This window comes from Micrococcus sp. APC 4021, from assembly GCF_030407635.1.
GTDB lineage: Bacteria > Actinomycetota > Actinomycetes > Actinomycetales > Micrococcaceae > Micrococcus > Micrococcus luteus.
The window spans coordinates 1-13258 of the sequence record NZ_JASDCZ010000063.1 but is presented as its reverse complement, the minus strand read 5'-3'; the positions used below and the strand labels follow the sequence as shown (position 1 = coordinate 13258).

Below are 13258 nucleotides of genomic sequence, written 5' to 3'. Positions count from 1 at the left end.
GCATCGCCATCGGCGGTGGCGGCGGCCTGCTCGCGTTGCTGCTCGCGATCTTCGCCCCCGGGCTGGCCGATCAGCTCGGGATCGACACGGGCGGCGGGTCCGTCGGCCAGAGCCAGTACCAGCAGCAGACGGGCTCGGGCGGCCAGAGCCAGCCCCTCTCGGACGAGGAGTGCGCCAGCGGTGCGGACGCCAACCAGAACACGGACTGCCGCGTCATCGCGACCACCGAGGCCGCGGACGAGTTCTGGGGCGAGTACCTCGCGCAGTTCTCGGACATCCAGTGGCGCCAGCCGCAGCTGACCCTGTTCCAGGGCGGCGTGAGCACCGGCTGCGGCAGCGCCTCCTCGGCCACGGGCCCGTTCTACTGCCCGGCGGACGAGTCCATGTACTTCGACACCGCGTTCTTCGAGACGCTGCAGACCGATTTCGGCGCCGAGGGCGGACCGCTGGCGGAGGAGTACATCGTGGCGCACGAGTACGGCCACCACGTTCAGCAGGTGACCGGCTACCTGCAGCACTCCAAGGACGGGACCACCGGCCCCACCTCCGGCGCCGTGCGCGCAGAGCTGCAGGCCGACTGCTTCGCCGGCATGTGGGCCGGGCACGCCGCCTCCACCGTGGACCCCGAGTCCGGCGCGCCGTTCCTGAAGCCGATCTCGCAGGACCAGCTGCGCCAGGCCATCGACGCGGCCTCCGCCGTGGGCGATGACCGCATCCAGTCCACCCACACCGGCCGGGTGGACCCCGAGGCGTTCACGCACGGCACCTCGGAGCAGCGCATGGCCTGGTTCATGCGCGGCTACCAGAGCTCCCAGCAGGAGCCCGACATCCGCCAGTGCGACACGTTCCGGGCCTCCTCCCTGGACATCTGAGCCGGGAGCGCCGGGGCGCCTGCCGGCCCGTCCGCACTCCCCCACCACGACGGCGGCCCGTCACCTTCTGCGCGAAGGTGACGGGCCGCCGTCGTCGTCCGGACCGGATCAGATGTTGAAGCCGAGGGCGCGCATCTGGTCGCGGCCGTCCTCGGTGATCCGCTCGGGGCCCCACGGGGGCATCCAGACCCAGTTCAGCCGCCACTCGTCCACCATGGTGCCGATCGCGCGGGAGACCTGGTCCTCGATTTCGTCCGTGAGCGGGCAGGCCGCGGTGGTCAGGGTCATGTCCACGAGCAGCGCGCCGTCGTCGGCGTAGTGCAGCCCGTAGAGCAGGCCCAGGTCCACGACGTTGACGCCCAGCTCCGGGTCGATCACGTCCTTGAGGGCCTCACGGATGTCCTCCGTGGGCGCCTGGTTCGTGGTCTCCGTCATCTCAGGCCCCCGCCGCGGCCTTCTCGAAGCGGGCGTAGCCCTCGGCCTCGAGCTGCTCGGCGAGCTCCGGGCCGCCGGACTCGGCGACGCGGCCGTCCACCAGCACGTGCACGTGGTCCGGCTTGATGTAGTTGAGGATCCGCGTGTAGTGGGTGATCAGCAGGGTGCCCATCTCGTTCTGCGCCTGGGCGCGGTTGACGCCCTCGGAGACGATGCGCAGCGCGTCGACGTCGAGGCCGGAGTCGGTCTCGTCGAGGATCGCGAACGTGGGCTTGAACAGCTCGAGCTGGAGGATCTCGGCGCGCTTCTTCTCGCCGCCGGAGAAGCCCTCGTTGACGTTGCGGTTCATGAACGCCGGGTCGATCTGCAGGGCCTCGAAGGCGCCCTTGACGTCCTTGGTCCAGGTGCGCAGCGAGGGGGCCTGGCCGTCGAGCGCGGTCTTGGCGGTGCGCAGGAAGTTGGTCATGGTGACGCCCGGGATCTCCACGGGGTACTGCATGGCCAGGAAGAGGCCGGCCTGGGCGCGCTCGTCGACGCTCATCTCCAGCACGTCCTCGCCGTCGAGGGTGATGGAGCCGGAGGTGACCTCGTAGCGCGGGTGGCCGGCGATGGTCGAGGCCAGGGTGGACTTGCCGGAGCCGTTCGGGCCCATGATCGCGTGGGTCTCGCCCGTCTCGATGGTCAGGGAGAGGCCCTTCAGGATCTCCTTGGGGCCGTTCTCGGTCGCGATCTGCACGTGCAGGTCGGTGATCTGCAGGGTTGCCATGGTGGTTCTCCTCGGGTGGAAGGCGGTGGGGTCTGCGGGGCGTCGGTCAGAGCTGCGCGATGCGGAGCTCGTCCTCCATGACGGCGGTCAGCTCGTCCTCGACGTCGCCGATGCCGATCTTCTGGATGATCTCGTTGAGGAAGCCGCGCACGATCAGGCGGCGGGCCTCGGTCTCGGAGATGCCGCGGGCCATCAGGTAGAACAGCTGGGTCTCGTCGAAGCGGCCGGTCGCGGACGCGTGGCCTGCACCCTCGATCACGCCGGTCTCGATCTCCAGGTTCGGCACCGAGTCCGCGCGCGCCCCGTCGGAGAGCAGCAGGTTCTGGTTCTTCTCGTACGTGTCCGTGCCCTCGGCCTCCTTGCGGATCAGCACGTCGCCCACCCACACGGTGCGCGCGTCCGTGCCCTGCAGGGCGCCCTTGTAGAGCACGTTCGAGACGCAGTCCGGCTGGTTGTGGTCCACGAACAGGCGGTTCTCGAGGTGCTGACCGGCGTCGGCGAAGTACAGGCCGTACATCTCGGCCTCGCCGCGCTCCGCGGCGAACCGCGCGGTCGGGGTCAGACGCACCACGCCGCCGCCGTAGGACACGGCCACGTGCTTGAAGTGCGCGTTCGTGGCGACCGAGGCCTGCTGGGCCGAGACGTGCACGGCATCGCCCTCCCAGGCCTGCAGTGCGACCACGTTCAGGCGGGCGTCGCGGCGCACGTCGAACTCGACGTTCTGGGCCAGCACGGCGGTGCCGCGGTGGGCGATCACGACGTCGGCCTGCGCGTTCTCCTCCACGAGCACGGTCAGGTGCATCGCGGCCGGGTCGGCGGAGGAGCCGACGACGTCGATGCGCACCGGCTCGGCGACCTCGCCGGAGATCGTCACGACGGTGGCCTCGGAGACCGAGTTCCAGGCCGCGGCGGACACGCGGTCGTCCGGGGTCAGGACGGAGCCGACGCGGGCGTCGTCGCGGGCCACGGTCTCCACCGTGACGCCGGCCTGCTCGGCCACGGTCACGGCGGGCGCGGCACCGGTCAGGCGCGCGTCGTCGCCCTCGGGCAGGTGCAGCCCGCCCAGGCGCTTGAGCGGGGTGAAGCGCCAGTCCTCCTCGCGCCCCGTGAGCACGGGGAAGTCGGACAGCTCGAAGGAGCTGAGGCGATCGGCGCGCGAGCCCGCGGCGTTGCGCTCCCGGCCCCCGGCCCGGGCGGCCGGGTTCTGCGCGGCGGTGAGCTTCTCGCCCTCCTCGCCCATGCCCGGGATCATGGTCCGCTGGGTGTTCTCCACGGTGTCGGTCATGTCAGCCCACCGATCCTTCCATCTGCAGTTCGATCAGCTTGTTGAGCTCGAGCGCGTACTCCATGGGCAGCTCGCGGGCGATCGGCTCGATGAAGCCGCGCACGATCATGGCCATGGCCTCATCCTCGGACATGCCGCGGCTCATGAGGTAGAAGAGCTGCTCCTCGGACACCTTCGAGACGGTCGCCTCGTGGCCGAGGGTCACGTCGTCCTCGCGGATGTCGATGTACGGGTACGTGTCGGAGCGGGAGACCGTGTCCACGAGCAGGGCGTCGCACACCACCGAGTTGGCGGATCCGTTCGCGCCCTCGGCGATCTGCACCAGGCCGCGGTAGGCGGCGCGGCCGCCGCTGCGGGCCACGGACTTGGACACGATCGAGGAGTTCGTGTGCGGGGCCATGTGCACCATCTTGGAGCCGGTGTCCTGGTGCTGGTCCTTGCCCGCGAACGCGACGGAGAGGGTCTCGCCGGTGGCGTGCTCGCCGGTCAGGTACACGGCCGGGTACTTCATGGTCACCTTGGAGCCGATGTTGCCGTCGATCCACTCCATGGTGCCGCCGGCCTCGACCACGGCGCGCTTGGTCACGAGGTTGTACACGTTCGTGGACCAGTTCTGGATGGTGGTGTAGCGCACGCGGGCGTTCTTCTTCACCACGATCTCGACGACGGCCGAGTGCAGCGAGTCGGACTGGTAGATCGGGGCGGTGCAGCCCTCGATGTAGTGCACGTACGAGTCCTCGTCCGCGATGATCAGCGTCCGCTCGAACTGGCCCATGTTCTCCGTGTTGATGCGGAAGTAGGCCTGCAGCGGGATCTCCACGTGCACGCCCTTGGGCACATACACGAAGGAGCCGCCGGACCACACGGCCGTGTTCAGGGAGGCGAACTTGTTGTCGCCGACCGGGATCACGGTGCCGAAGTACTCCTCGAAGATCTCCGGGTGCTCCTTGAGCGCGGTGTCGGTGTCGAGGAACACGACGCCCTGCTCCTCCAGGTCCTCGCGGATCTGGTGGTAGACGACCTCGGACTCGTACTGGGCGGCGACGCCGGCCACGAGACGCTCGCGCTCGGCCTCGGGGATGCCCAGGCGCTCGTAGGTGTTGCGGATGTCCTCGGGCAGGTCCTCCCAGGTCTTGGCCTGGCCCTCGGTGGAGCGCACGAAGTACTTGATGTTGTCGAAGTCGATGCCGGACAGGTCCGGGCCCCACGCCGGCATCGGCTTGCGCTCGAAGTACTTGAGGGCCTTGAGGCGCAGGTCACGCATCCACTCCGGCTCGTCCTTCTTGCCGGAGATGTCGCGCACGACGTCCTCGTTCAGACCGCGGACGGCCTTCTCGCCGGCCGCGTCGGAGTCGGCCCAGCCGTACTGGTAGGCGCCGATGGCGTTGAGCTCGGGGTTCTTGTCGAGGATCTCCTGGATCACGCCGGGGTCGGCGGTCTCCGCGGAGTCCCGCTGGACGATCTGGTCGGTCATCTCAGCCTCTCTCACTAGTCACTGCGGTCGGGGTCGGTCGGGTGGTCGGCGGGAGCCGGGGCGAGGCCCGCGCGGCTCAGTCGCGGCCCAGCGGCACATGTGTGGTGCACACGTGGGCGCCGGCGGCGAGGGTCGAGAGCCGGCGCACGTCCACCTCGAGCAGGCGGGCGAACAGCGCGGTCTCCTCTTCACAGAACTCCGGATGGCGCGCGGGAATTCCCTGGAACGGGCAGTGCCCCTGGCAGACCTGGTCCGCGCGGAGGGTGGGCGCCAGGCCCGCGCCGAAGTGGCGCAGCGTGCCGGCGTAGCCGGCCTCGTCGAGGACCCGCGCGAGGATCCGGGTGCGGTCCTGCAGCGCGGTCTCCCGGCCGTCGACGGCGGCCGTGAAGCGCTCCTCGATCTCGCGGAAGGCGTGGCGCGCGGTGCGGCGCACCTCCTCCTCCCCGCCGAGCTCCTCGAGGCGGGCCAGGGTGTCCAGGGCGACGGCGAGGTGGTCCTTGGGCAGGTGCTCCTGCGCGTGCGAGGTGACCACGTAGCGGCGGGAGGGCCGTCCCGCGCCGCGGGCCGCGGTGACCCGCTTGACCTCGACGAGCGAGTCCTCCTCGAGCGCGTCCAGATGGCGGCGCACGGCGGCCGCGGTCAGCTCCAGCTCGCGGCCGATCTCGGCCGCGCTCACGGGTCCACGCGTCAGGACCAGCTGCAGCACACGCTCGCGCGTGCCCTCGGCCGGGGCCGGAGCGGGGGGCGACGCAGACTGATCCGAATACACCACGCCATCATGACCTATTGATCTGGAACGGTTCAAGTGAGGCTCACCTGGCTTGATGACGCCCACGGCGGAACCCGCCGCAGGCCCGGGCACCCCCGGCCCCACGAGCCGGGGTCGCAGGGCCCGAGGACTAGACTGGCACAGTGCCCCGACCTCCCCTGACCCCGGATCCCGTGCCGCGCGACGAGCCCGTCCTGCGCCTGAGCGACGTCCACCGGAGCCTCGGCCGCGGCCGGTCCCGCACCCCCGTCCTGCGGGGCGTCGACCTCACTGCCCGTGCCGGCGCCGTCACGGTGCTGCTCGGCCCCAACGGGGCCGGCAAGTCCACCACCCTCGGCCTCTGCCACGGCATGGACCGGCCCGACGCCGGCACCGTGCGCGTGTTCGGCGCAGACCCGTGGCGGGCCTCCGCCGACCTGCGCGCCCGCATCGGCGTGATGTGGCAGGAGGGCGGCCTGCCGCCCGCGATCCCCGCCCGCCGCTTCGTCGGCCACGTGGCGTCCCTGTACCGCGACCCGCTGCCCGTCGAGCCGCTGCTGGAGCGCCTGCTGATCGCCGAGGTCGCCGGCCGCCCCCTGCGCCGCCTCTCCGGTGGCCAGCGCCAGCGCGTCGCGCTCGCGGCCGCCCTCGTCGGCCGGCCGGACATGCTGTTCCTCGACGAGCCCACCGCGGGCCTCGACCCGGAGACCCGGCCCGTCGTGCACGACGTCGTGCGTGAACAGACCGACCGCGGCGCCGCCGTGCTGCTGACCACGCACCTGCTCGACGACGCCGAGCGGCTCGCGGACGACGTCGCCATCCTGCGCGCCGGCCGCGTGGTGCGCTCCGGCTCGCTGGCCGAGCTCACGCGCGTGGCCGAGGGCGACGTCGTCGACGTGGACTTCGGCGACGCCTCCCCCGACGCCGTCCGCGCCTGGGCCGACACCCTGCCCGCGCCGCTGCGCGCGGCCGGCCTCGACGAGTCCGCCCGCCTGCGCGTGGCCGGCGTCCGCGGCCCGGACGACCTGGCCGTCCTCGCCGCGAGCTGGCGGGAGCACGCCCTGATGCCCACCCGATTCGAGCGCGCCGGACTGCGCCTCGAGCAGATCCTCCGGGAGACCGCCGCATGAGCACGCCCGTCGTCGACCACCGCGCCCCGGCCGGCACCGGAGCCCACGCCGGCGCCGCCCCGCTGGCCGCCCGCGTCCTGCGTCAGGCCGGCTACGAGACCGGCACCGCGCTGCGCAACGGCGAGCAGCTGCTCGTCACCGTGGTGCTGCCCCTGCTCGCGCTCGTGGGCGTGCACGTCACCGGCCTGCTGGACGCCCCCGGCCGCTCGGGCCTGGACGTGGCCGTGCCCGGCGTGCTCGCCCTGGCCGTGATCAGCTCCGCGTTCACGGCCACCGCGATCGCCACGGGCTTCGAGCGTCGCTACGACGTGCTCGCCGCCCTGGCCACCACCCCGCTGGGCACGCTCGGCCTCGTCGCCGGCAAGGCCCTGGCGGTGGTGGCCCTCCTGCTGGTGCAGGTGAGCGTGATCGGCGGCGTCGGCCTGGCGCTCGGCTGGCGTCCGGACCCCGAGGGGATCCTGCCGGCCCTCGTCGCCCTCGCGCTGGGGGCCGCCGCCTTCACGGCCCTCGGGCTGCTGCTCGCCGGCACGGCCCGGCCGGAGGCGACCCTCGCCGTCGCCAACCTGCTGTGGGTGCTGTTCGGCGCCGTCGGCGGCACGGTGTTCCCCGCGCGGGTGCCCGGCGTGGACCTGCTCCCCTCCGGCGCGCTGGGCACGGCCCTGCGGGCCGCCCTCCTGGACGGGGCCTGGTCGCCCGTCCCCCTGCTCGTGCTCACCCTGTGGGGCGCCGTGGCCGTCGCGGCCGCGCTCCGCTGGTTCCGCTGGCGGCCCTGAGCCGTTCCCCGTCCCCCTGCATCGAACGATCGGAAGGACACCGTGTCCACCACCACCCCCGCGGCCGGGACCGCCCCGGCCGGGCTCGCCGCCCGCCTGCCGCAGCGCCTCACGAAGGCCACCATGGCCCTCGCCGTGGCGTCCCTGGCGTCCGAGATCGGCATCATCGTCACCGGCGGCGCCGTGCGCCTCACCGGCTCCGGCCTGGGCTGCCCCACGTGGCCCAAGTGCTCACCCGAGTCCCTCACCAACACCCCAGAGATGGGCATCCACGGCTACATCGAATTCGGCAACCGGACGCTGACGTTCGTCCTGGTGGTCATCGCCGCCGCCATGTTCCTGTCCCTGTGGAACCTGCGCGGCACCCACCGGAGCCCCTTCTGGCTCTCCGTGGGCCTGCTGGCCGGCATCCCCGCGCAGGCCCTCGTGGGCGGCGTCGTGGTCCTGACGCATCTGAACCCGTGGTGGGTGGCCGGTCACTTCATCGTGTCCTCGATCATGGTCGCCGTGGCGACCCTGCTCGTGGTGCGCATCGCCGCCGAGCGCCGCGCCGGCCGGGCGGGCGTGCCCCTCGTGGACGGCGCCACCACCGTCCGGTCCCGTGCCGCCGCCTGGGCGGCGTTCGCGCTGACGTGGGCCGCCGTGTACCTGGGCACCGTGGTGACCGGCACGGGCCCGCACTCCGGCGACCCCGGCTCGCCGCGCCACGAGTTCGACCCGCTGCTGGTCACCCGGATCCACGTGATCCCGGTGTACCTGCTCCTGGCGGCCGCCCTGGTCCTGTTCTTCACGGTGCGCCGCGCGGCCGGCGCCTCCCGCCTGCAGCGCGCCGCCGTGCTGCGGCTCCTGCTCGCCCTCGTGTTCCAGGCCGCCGTGGGCTACACCCAGCACTTCACGGGCCTGCCGATCGGTGTGGTCCTGCTGCACATGCTCGGCTCGGCACTGCTCGTGGCGTCGGCGACGGAGGCCTGGGACCGGCAGGTCGCCCGCTACGTCACGGCCGGACCCGGTGCCGCGGTCGAGACCGCCACGCCCGCGCGCACCGTCGCCGCGGGCTGACGCCCCGCGCACGCGAACGGCCCCGCACCGGCTGGTGCGGGGCCGTCGTCGTCGGCGTCCCGGGGAGCGCTGGGGGCGGACCGGCGCTCAGGCGCCGAAGTGCATCAGCGGCGCACCCACGAACGGGTCCACGGCCAGGGCGATGAACAGCAGCGTCAGGTAGGTGATGGAGAGGTGGAAGACCTTCATGGCCTTGCGGTCCTCGAAGTCCTCGCGCTGGGCCTGCACCTGCAGCACGTGGGACTCCCAGATGAACCAGCCGCCGACGACGAGCGCGACCGCGGTGTAGACGATGCCGGCCCAGCCCATCGGCACGAGCAGGAGGGAGCAGGCCACGGTGGCCCACGCGTAGAGCACGACCTGGTTGGAGACGTGGCGCGCGGAGGCGATGGCGCCGAGCATCGGCACGTCGGCCTGCTGGTAGTCGCGCTTGTACTTCATGGACAGCGGCCAGTAGTGCGGGGGCGTCCACAGGAAGACCACGAGGAACAGCACGATGGCCGGCCACTCGACGGTCCCGCGCACGGCCGCCCAGCCGATCAGCACGGGGAAGCAGCCGGCGATGCCGCCCCACACGATGTTCTGCTCCGTGCGGCGCTTGAGCACGAGCGAGTACACGACCACGTAGAAGAAGATGGCGGCCACACCCAGGCCGGCCGCCAGCCAGTTGGCGCCGAACCCGAGGATCAGGATGGACACGACCGTCTGCACCCACGCGAACACGAGGGCCTCGCGGGGGGTGACCTCGCCGGTGACGAGCGGCCGGTTCTCGGTGCGCTTCATGACCCGGTCGATGTCGCGGTCGATGTAGCAGTTGAAGGTGCCGGAGGCGCCGGCGGCGAGCGCACCGCCGACGAGCGTGGCGATCATGGTGAGCACGTCCGGGAAGCCGCGCTGCGCGAAGATCATGGTCGGCAGCGTGGTCACCAGCAGCAGCTCGATCACCCGGGGCTTCGTCAGCTCGACGTACGCCCGGACCTTGCGGCGCAGGGGCAGCGGGGACCGGTCGACGACGCCGGGCTCGGCGGCGGCGACGCGGGCGGCGGACGGCGACTCCAGGGAGGATGACATCTGCTTCTCACGGTGAGGGGACGGTGGGCGTGCCCGTCCCGGGGTTCGGATCGGCCACTCGGGCGGTCCGCCTGCGGTCAGGCCTTGACCCAGTCTACTCGTGTCAACGGCTGTTCGCCCGGGGGCGAAGCATGTCATGAGGCGCCCGGTCGGGCCCGCCCCGCCGTCGCGCGGCTAGGCTGGGACGACGGCCCCGCGCCGCGACGCCCCGGCGTCGGCCGGGGCCGCACCCCGACGCTCCCGATCCGCCAGGAGAGAACCCGTGACCGACGCCGCGCAGCCGTCCACCCCCCCGACCCTGGACCGGGTGGCCCCGGCCCGCGGGTTCGTCTACTCGGAGCAGGACCGCCGGATGGTGGACACGCTCAAGGCGCTCTCGGCGGACGCCGTGGAGAAGGCCGGGCACGGCCACCCCGGCACCGCGATCTCGCTGGCCCCCGTGGCGTGGCAGCTGTACCAGAACGTCATGCACCTGGACCCCACGGACGACCGCTGGGAGGGCCGGGATCGCTTCATCCTCTCCGCGGGCCACGCCTCGCTCATCCAGTACCTGCAGTTGTTCGCCGCGGGCGCCGGGCTCGAGATCGAGGACATCCAGGGGCTGCGCACCGAGGGATCCAGGACCCCGGGCCACCCGGAGTACGGCCACACCCACGGCGTCGAGGTGACCACGGGTCCGCTGGGCCAGGGCCTGGCGATGGGCGTCGGCTTCGCGTACGAGCAGCGCCGCGTGCGCGGGCTGATGGACCCCGACGCCGCCCCCGGCACCTCCCCGTTCGACCACCACGTGTTCGTGCTCGCCTCCGACGGGGACATCCAGGAGGGCGTCGCCGCCGAGGCCTCCTCGCTGGCCGGGCACCAGGAGCTCGGGAACCTGGTCGTCGTCTACGACGCGAACCGCATCTCGATCGAGGACGACACGGACATCGCGTTCACCGAGGACGTGGTCCGCCGCTACGAGGCCTACGGCTGGCACGTGCAGGAGGTCGACTGGACCAACGGCGCCCAGGGCCACGCCGTGACCGAGTACACGGAGGACGTGGAGGCCCTGTACGACGCCCTCGTCGCGGCCAAGGCCGAGACCGGCCGGCCCTCGCTGATCAAGCTGCGCACCGTGATCGGCTGGCCCTCCCCCACGAAGCAGAACACCGGCGGCATCCACGGCTCCAAGCTCGGCACGGACGAGGTCGCCGGCCTCAAGGAGAGCCTCGGGCTGGACCCGACCAAGACCTTCGACGTCGACCCCGAGCTCCTGGCCCGCGCCCGGTCCATCGCCGAGCGCTCGGCAGAGTACCGCCGCGGCTGGGAGGTGGCGTTCCAGGCCTGGCGCGAGGCGAACCCGGAGAACGCGCGGCTGTACGACCGACTGGCCGGACGAGAGCTGCCCGCTGGCTTCGCGGACGCGTTCCCGTCCTGGGACGCGGACGAGAAGGGCCTGGCCACGCGCGCGGCCTCCGGAGAGGTGCTCACGGCCCTCGCGCCGGTCATGCCCGAGCTCTGGGGCGGCTCGGCCGACCTCGCCGGGTCGAACAACACCACCATGAAGGGCGAGCCCTCCTTCATCCCGGCCCGCCGCTCCACCGCCACGTGGCAGGGCCACGAGTACGGCCGCACCCTGCACTTCGGCGTCCGCGAGTTCGCGGCCGGGGCGATCGTCAACGGCATCACGATCGGCGGCCTGACCCGCGCGTACGTGGGCACGTTCCTGACGTTCTCCGACTACATGCGCCCCGCCGTCCGCCTGGCCGCCCTCATGGGCACCCCGAGCACGTACGTGTGGACGCACGACTCCATCGGCCTCGGCGAGGACGGCCCCACGCACCAGCCGGTGGAGCACCTGGCCGCCCTGCGGGCCATCCCCGGGCTCGACGTCGTCCGCCCGGCCGACGCCAACGAGACCGCGTGGGCGTGGCGGACGGTGCTCGAGCACCGGGACCGCCCGGCCGGGCTCGTCCTGTCCCGGCAGAGCCTGCCCGTGCTCCCCCGGGACACGGACGGCTTCGCCCCCGCCTCGGGCGTGGCCCGCGGCGCCTACGTCCTCATCGACGCCACGGATGCCGACGGCGCGCCGACGCCGGCCCGCGCGCTGCTGATCGCGACCGGCTCCGAGGTCTCCGTGGCCGTGCGGGCCCGCGCGCTGCTGCAGGCCGACGGCGTCCCGACCCGCGTCGTCTCCGCCCCCTGCCTCGAGTGGTTCGCCGAGCAGGACGAGGCCTACCGGGCCGAGGTCCTGCCCGACGGCCCCGACGCCCCGGTCCGCGTCTCCGTCGAGGCCGGCATCGCGATGCCGTGGTTCGAGCACACGGTGACGGCCTCCTCCCCGGGCGCCCGCGTGAGCCTCGAGCACTACGGCGAGTCGGCCGACGGCGCCCGCCTGATGGAGAAGTACGGATTCACTGGCGAGCACGTCGCCGAGGTGACCCGCGGCCTCCTCTGAGGCCCGGCGCCCACGGCGCCCCGAGCACGTCCACCCCGAAGGGAAGGCACCCGCAGACCATGAGCACCCCGCAGAACCCGAACACCGCCGCGCTGGCCCAGGCCGGTGTGTCGATCTGGCTCGACGACCTCTCCCGCACGCGGCTGGACGAGGGCACGCTCGAAGAGCTGATCGCCACCCGCTCGGTCACCGGCGTCACCACGAACCCGTCCATCTTCGCGGTCGCCCTCGCGGACGCGGGCGCCTACCAGGGACAGCTGCGCGACCTCGCCGCGGCCGGCGCCTCGGTGGACGAGGCCGTCGTCGCCCTGACGACCGAGGACGTGCGCCGCGCCGCCGACGTGCTCGCGCCCGTCCACGAGCGCACCGGCGGGGCGGACGGCTTCGTCTCCCTTGAGGTCGATCCGCGCCTGGCCCGCGACGCCGCCGGCACCGTGGCGCAGGCCCGCGAGCTGGCGGCGGCCGTCGACCGTCCCAACCTCATGGTGAAGATCCCCGCGACCGTGGAGGGCCTGTCCGCCATCGCGGACGTGCTCGGCGCGGGCATCAGCGTGAACGTGACCCTGATCTTCTCCCTGCCCCGCTACCGCCGGGTGCTCAACGCCTGGCTCACCGGCCTGGAGAAGGCCCGGGCGAACGGGCACGACGTCCGCCGCCTCCACTCGGTGGCCTCCTTCTTCGTCTCCCGTGTGGACACGGAGGTCGACGCGCGGCTGCGCGCGATCGGCACCCCCGAGGCCGAGGCGCTGACCGGCCGGGCCGCCGTCGCCAACGCGCGCCTGGCCTACCGAGCCTTCGAGCAGGCCCTGGACTCGGAGCGCTGGCGCCTGCTCGAGGCGGCCGGCGCCCCCGTGCAGCGGCCCCTGTGGGCCTCCACCGGCGTCAAGGACCCCGCCCTGCCGGACACGCTGTACGTCACCGAACTCGTGGCACCGCACACCGTGACCACCCTGCCGGAGAAGACCCTCGAGGCGGTCGCCGACCACGGGGTGATTGCGGCGGACACCGTCACGGGCGCCTACGCCGAGGCCGATGCCCTGCTCGACGCGGTCGGCGCGGCAGGCGTGTCCTACCAGGACGTCGTGGACGTGCTGGAGACTGAGGGCCTGGAGAAGTTCGAGGCCGCGTGGGACGAGCTGCTCGGCTCGGTCCGCTCCGGGCTCGACGCCCATCGCTGACCGCACCCGCCCCCCGACCCCGCCGCCCGC

12 protein-coding genes are annotated in these 13258 nt (G+C 72.8%); 6 read left to right on the top strand and 6 right to left on the bottom strand.

Annotated features, from left to right (window positions below):
* The coding region (locus tag QL983_RS07120; protein WP_290152041.1) for a neutral zinc metallopeptidase at positions 1–872 on the top strand (872 nt) is incomplete at its 5' end.
* A 108-nt stretch (positions 873–980) separates the two neighbouring features.
* On the opposite strand, the gene QL983_RS07115 is transcribed toward QL983_RS07120, so the two are convergent.
* The 5 genes from QL983_RS07115 to QL983_RS07095 form a co-directional block, all read right to left on the bottom strand.
* Positions 981–1307, bottom strand: coding sequence for a metal-sulfur cluster assembly factor (locus QL983_RS07115; RefSeq protein ID WP_002855327.1), 327 nt, complete (start codon positions 1305–1307; stop codon positions 981–983).
* A gap of 1 nt (position 1308) precedes the next feature.
* The gene (sufC, locus tag QL983_RS07110; protein ID WP_036315253.1) at positions 1309–2073 is read right to left on the bottom strand and encodes a Fe-S cluster assembly ATPase SufC; all 765 of its coding nucleotides are present in this window, start codon (positions 2071–2073) and stop codon (positions 1309–1311) included.
* Positions 2074–2119: 46 nt separating this feature from the next.
* Entirely contained in the window at positions 2120–3358 is a 1239-nt protein-coding gene (gene sufD, locus QL983_RS07105; protein ID WP_036315255.1) for a Fe-S cluster assembly protein SufD, read from the bottom strand.
* Between the two features lies 1 nt (position 3359).
* Complete coding sequence (gene sufB, locus QL983_RS07100; protein ID WP_036315257.1) at positions 3360–4832, bottom strand: Fe-S cluster assembly protein SufB; 1473 nt, start codon at positions 4830–4832, stop codon at positions 3360–3362.
* 76 nt (positions 4833–4908) lie between these two features.
* Positions 4909–5604, bottom strand: a complete 696-nt coding sequence (locus tag QL983_RS07095) for a helix-turn-helix domain-containing protein (RefSeq protein WP_230297443.1) — start codon at positions 5602–5604, stop codon at positions 4909–4911.
* Between the two features lie 140 nt (positions 5605–5744).
* On the opposite strand from QL983_RS07095, the gene QL983_RS07090 reads away from it, so the two are divergent.
* Genes QL983_RS07090 through QL983_RS07080 form a run of 3 tightly spaced genes read left to right on the top strand, consistent with a single transcriptional unit; the run spans position 5745 to position 8542 of the window.
* Positions 5745–6710, top strand: a complete 966-nt coding sequence (locus tag QL983_RS07090; RefSeq protein WP_223247537.1) for an ABC transporter ATP-binding protein — start codon at positions 5745–5747, stop codon at positions 6708–6710.
* Positions 6707–7483, top strand: a complete 777-nt coding sequence (locus QL983_RS07085; RefSeq protein WP_036315265.1) for an ABC transporter permease — start codon at positions 6707–6709, stop codon at positions 7481–7483. The genes QL983_RS07090 and QL983_RS07085 overlap by 4 nt, the downstream gene beginning before the upstream one ends.
* Positions 7484–7525: 42 nt before the next feature.
* On the top strand, positions 7526–8542 hold the full coding sequence (locus QL983_RS07080) for a COX15/CtaA family protein (RefSeq protein WP_036315267.1): 1017 nt from the start codon (positions 7526–7528) through the stop codon (positions 8540–8542).
* A gap of 87 nt (positions 8543–8629) precedes the next feature.
* Here the strand turns inward: QL983_RS07080 and QL983_RS07075 are convergent, their stop codons facing one another.
* Positions 8630–9613, bottom strand: a complete 984-nt coding sequence (locus tag QL983_RS07075) for a heme o synthase (RefSeq protein WP_036315269.1) — start codon at positions 9611–9613, stop codon at positions 8630–8632.
* A 262-nt stretch (positions 9614–9875) separates the two neighbouring features.
* On the opposite strand from QL983_RS07075, the gene tkt reads away from it, so the two are divergent.
* Positions 9876–12050, top strand: coding sequence for a transketolase (gene tkt, locus QL983_RS07070; protein WP_036315272.1), 2175 nt, complete (start codon positions 9876–9878; stop codon positions 12048–12050).
* Positions 12051–12109: 59 nt separating this feature from the next.
* Complete coding sequence (tal, locus tag QL983_RS07065) at positions 12110–13228, top strand: transaldolase (protein WP_063189246.1); 1119 nt, start codon at positions 12110–12112, stop codon at positions 13226–13228.
* Positions 13229–13258 lie beyond the last annotated feature (30 nt).

Bases quoted from the DNA above. Each gene is read 5' to 3' on its own strand.
- QL983_RS07115 (WP_002855327.1), bottom strand. From the start codon at position 1,307: ATGACGGAGACCACGAACCAGGCGCCCACGGAGGACATCCGTGAGGCC.
- sufC (WP_036315253.1), bottom strand. From the start codon at position 2,073: ATGGCAACCCTGCAGATCACCGACCTGCACGTGCAGATCGCGACCGAG.
- sufD (WP_036315255.1), bottom strand. From the start codon at position 3,358: ATGACCGACACCGTGGAGAACACCCAGCGGACCATGATCCCGGGCATG.
- sufB (WP_036315257.1), bottom strand. From the start codon at position 4,832: ATGACCGACCAGATCGTCCAGCGGGACTCCGCGGAGACCGCCGACCCC.
- QL983_RS07085 (WP_036315265.1), top strand. From the start codon at position 6,707: ATGAGCACGCCCGTCGTCGACCACCGCGCCCCGGCCGGCACCGGAGCC.
- QL983_RS07075 (WP_036315269.1), bottom strand. From the start codon at position 9,613: ATGTCATCCTCCCTGGAGTCGCCGTCCGCCGCCCGCGTCGCCGCCGCC.
- tal (WP_063189246.1), top strand. From the start codon at position 12,110: ATGAGCACCCCGCAGAACCCGAACACCGCCGCGCTGGCCCAGGCCGGT.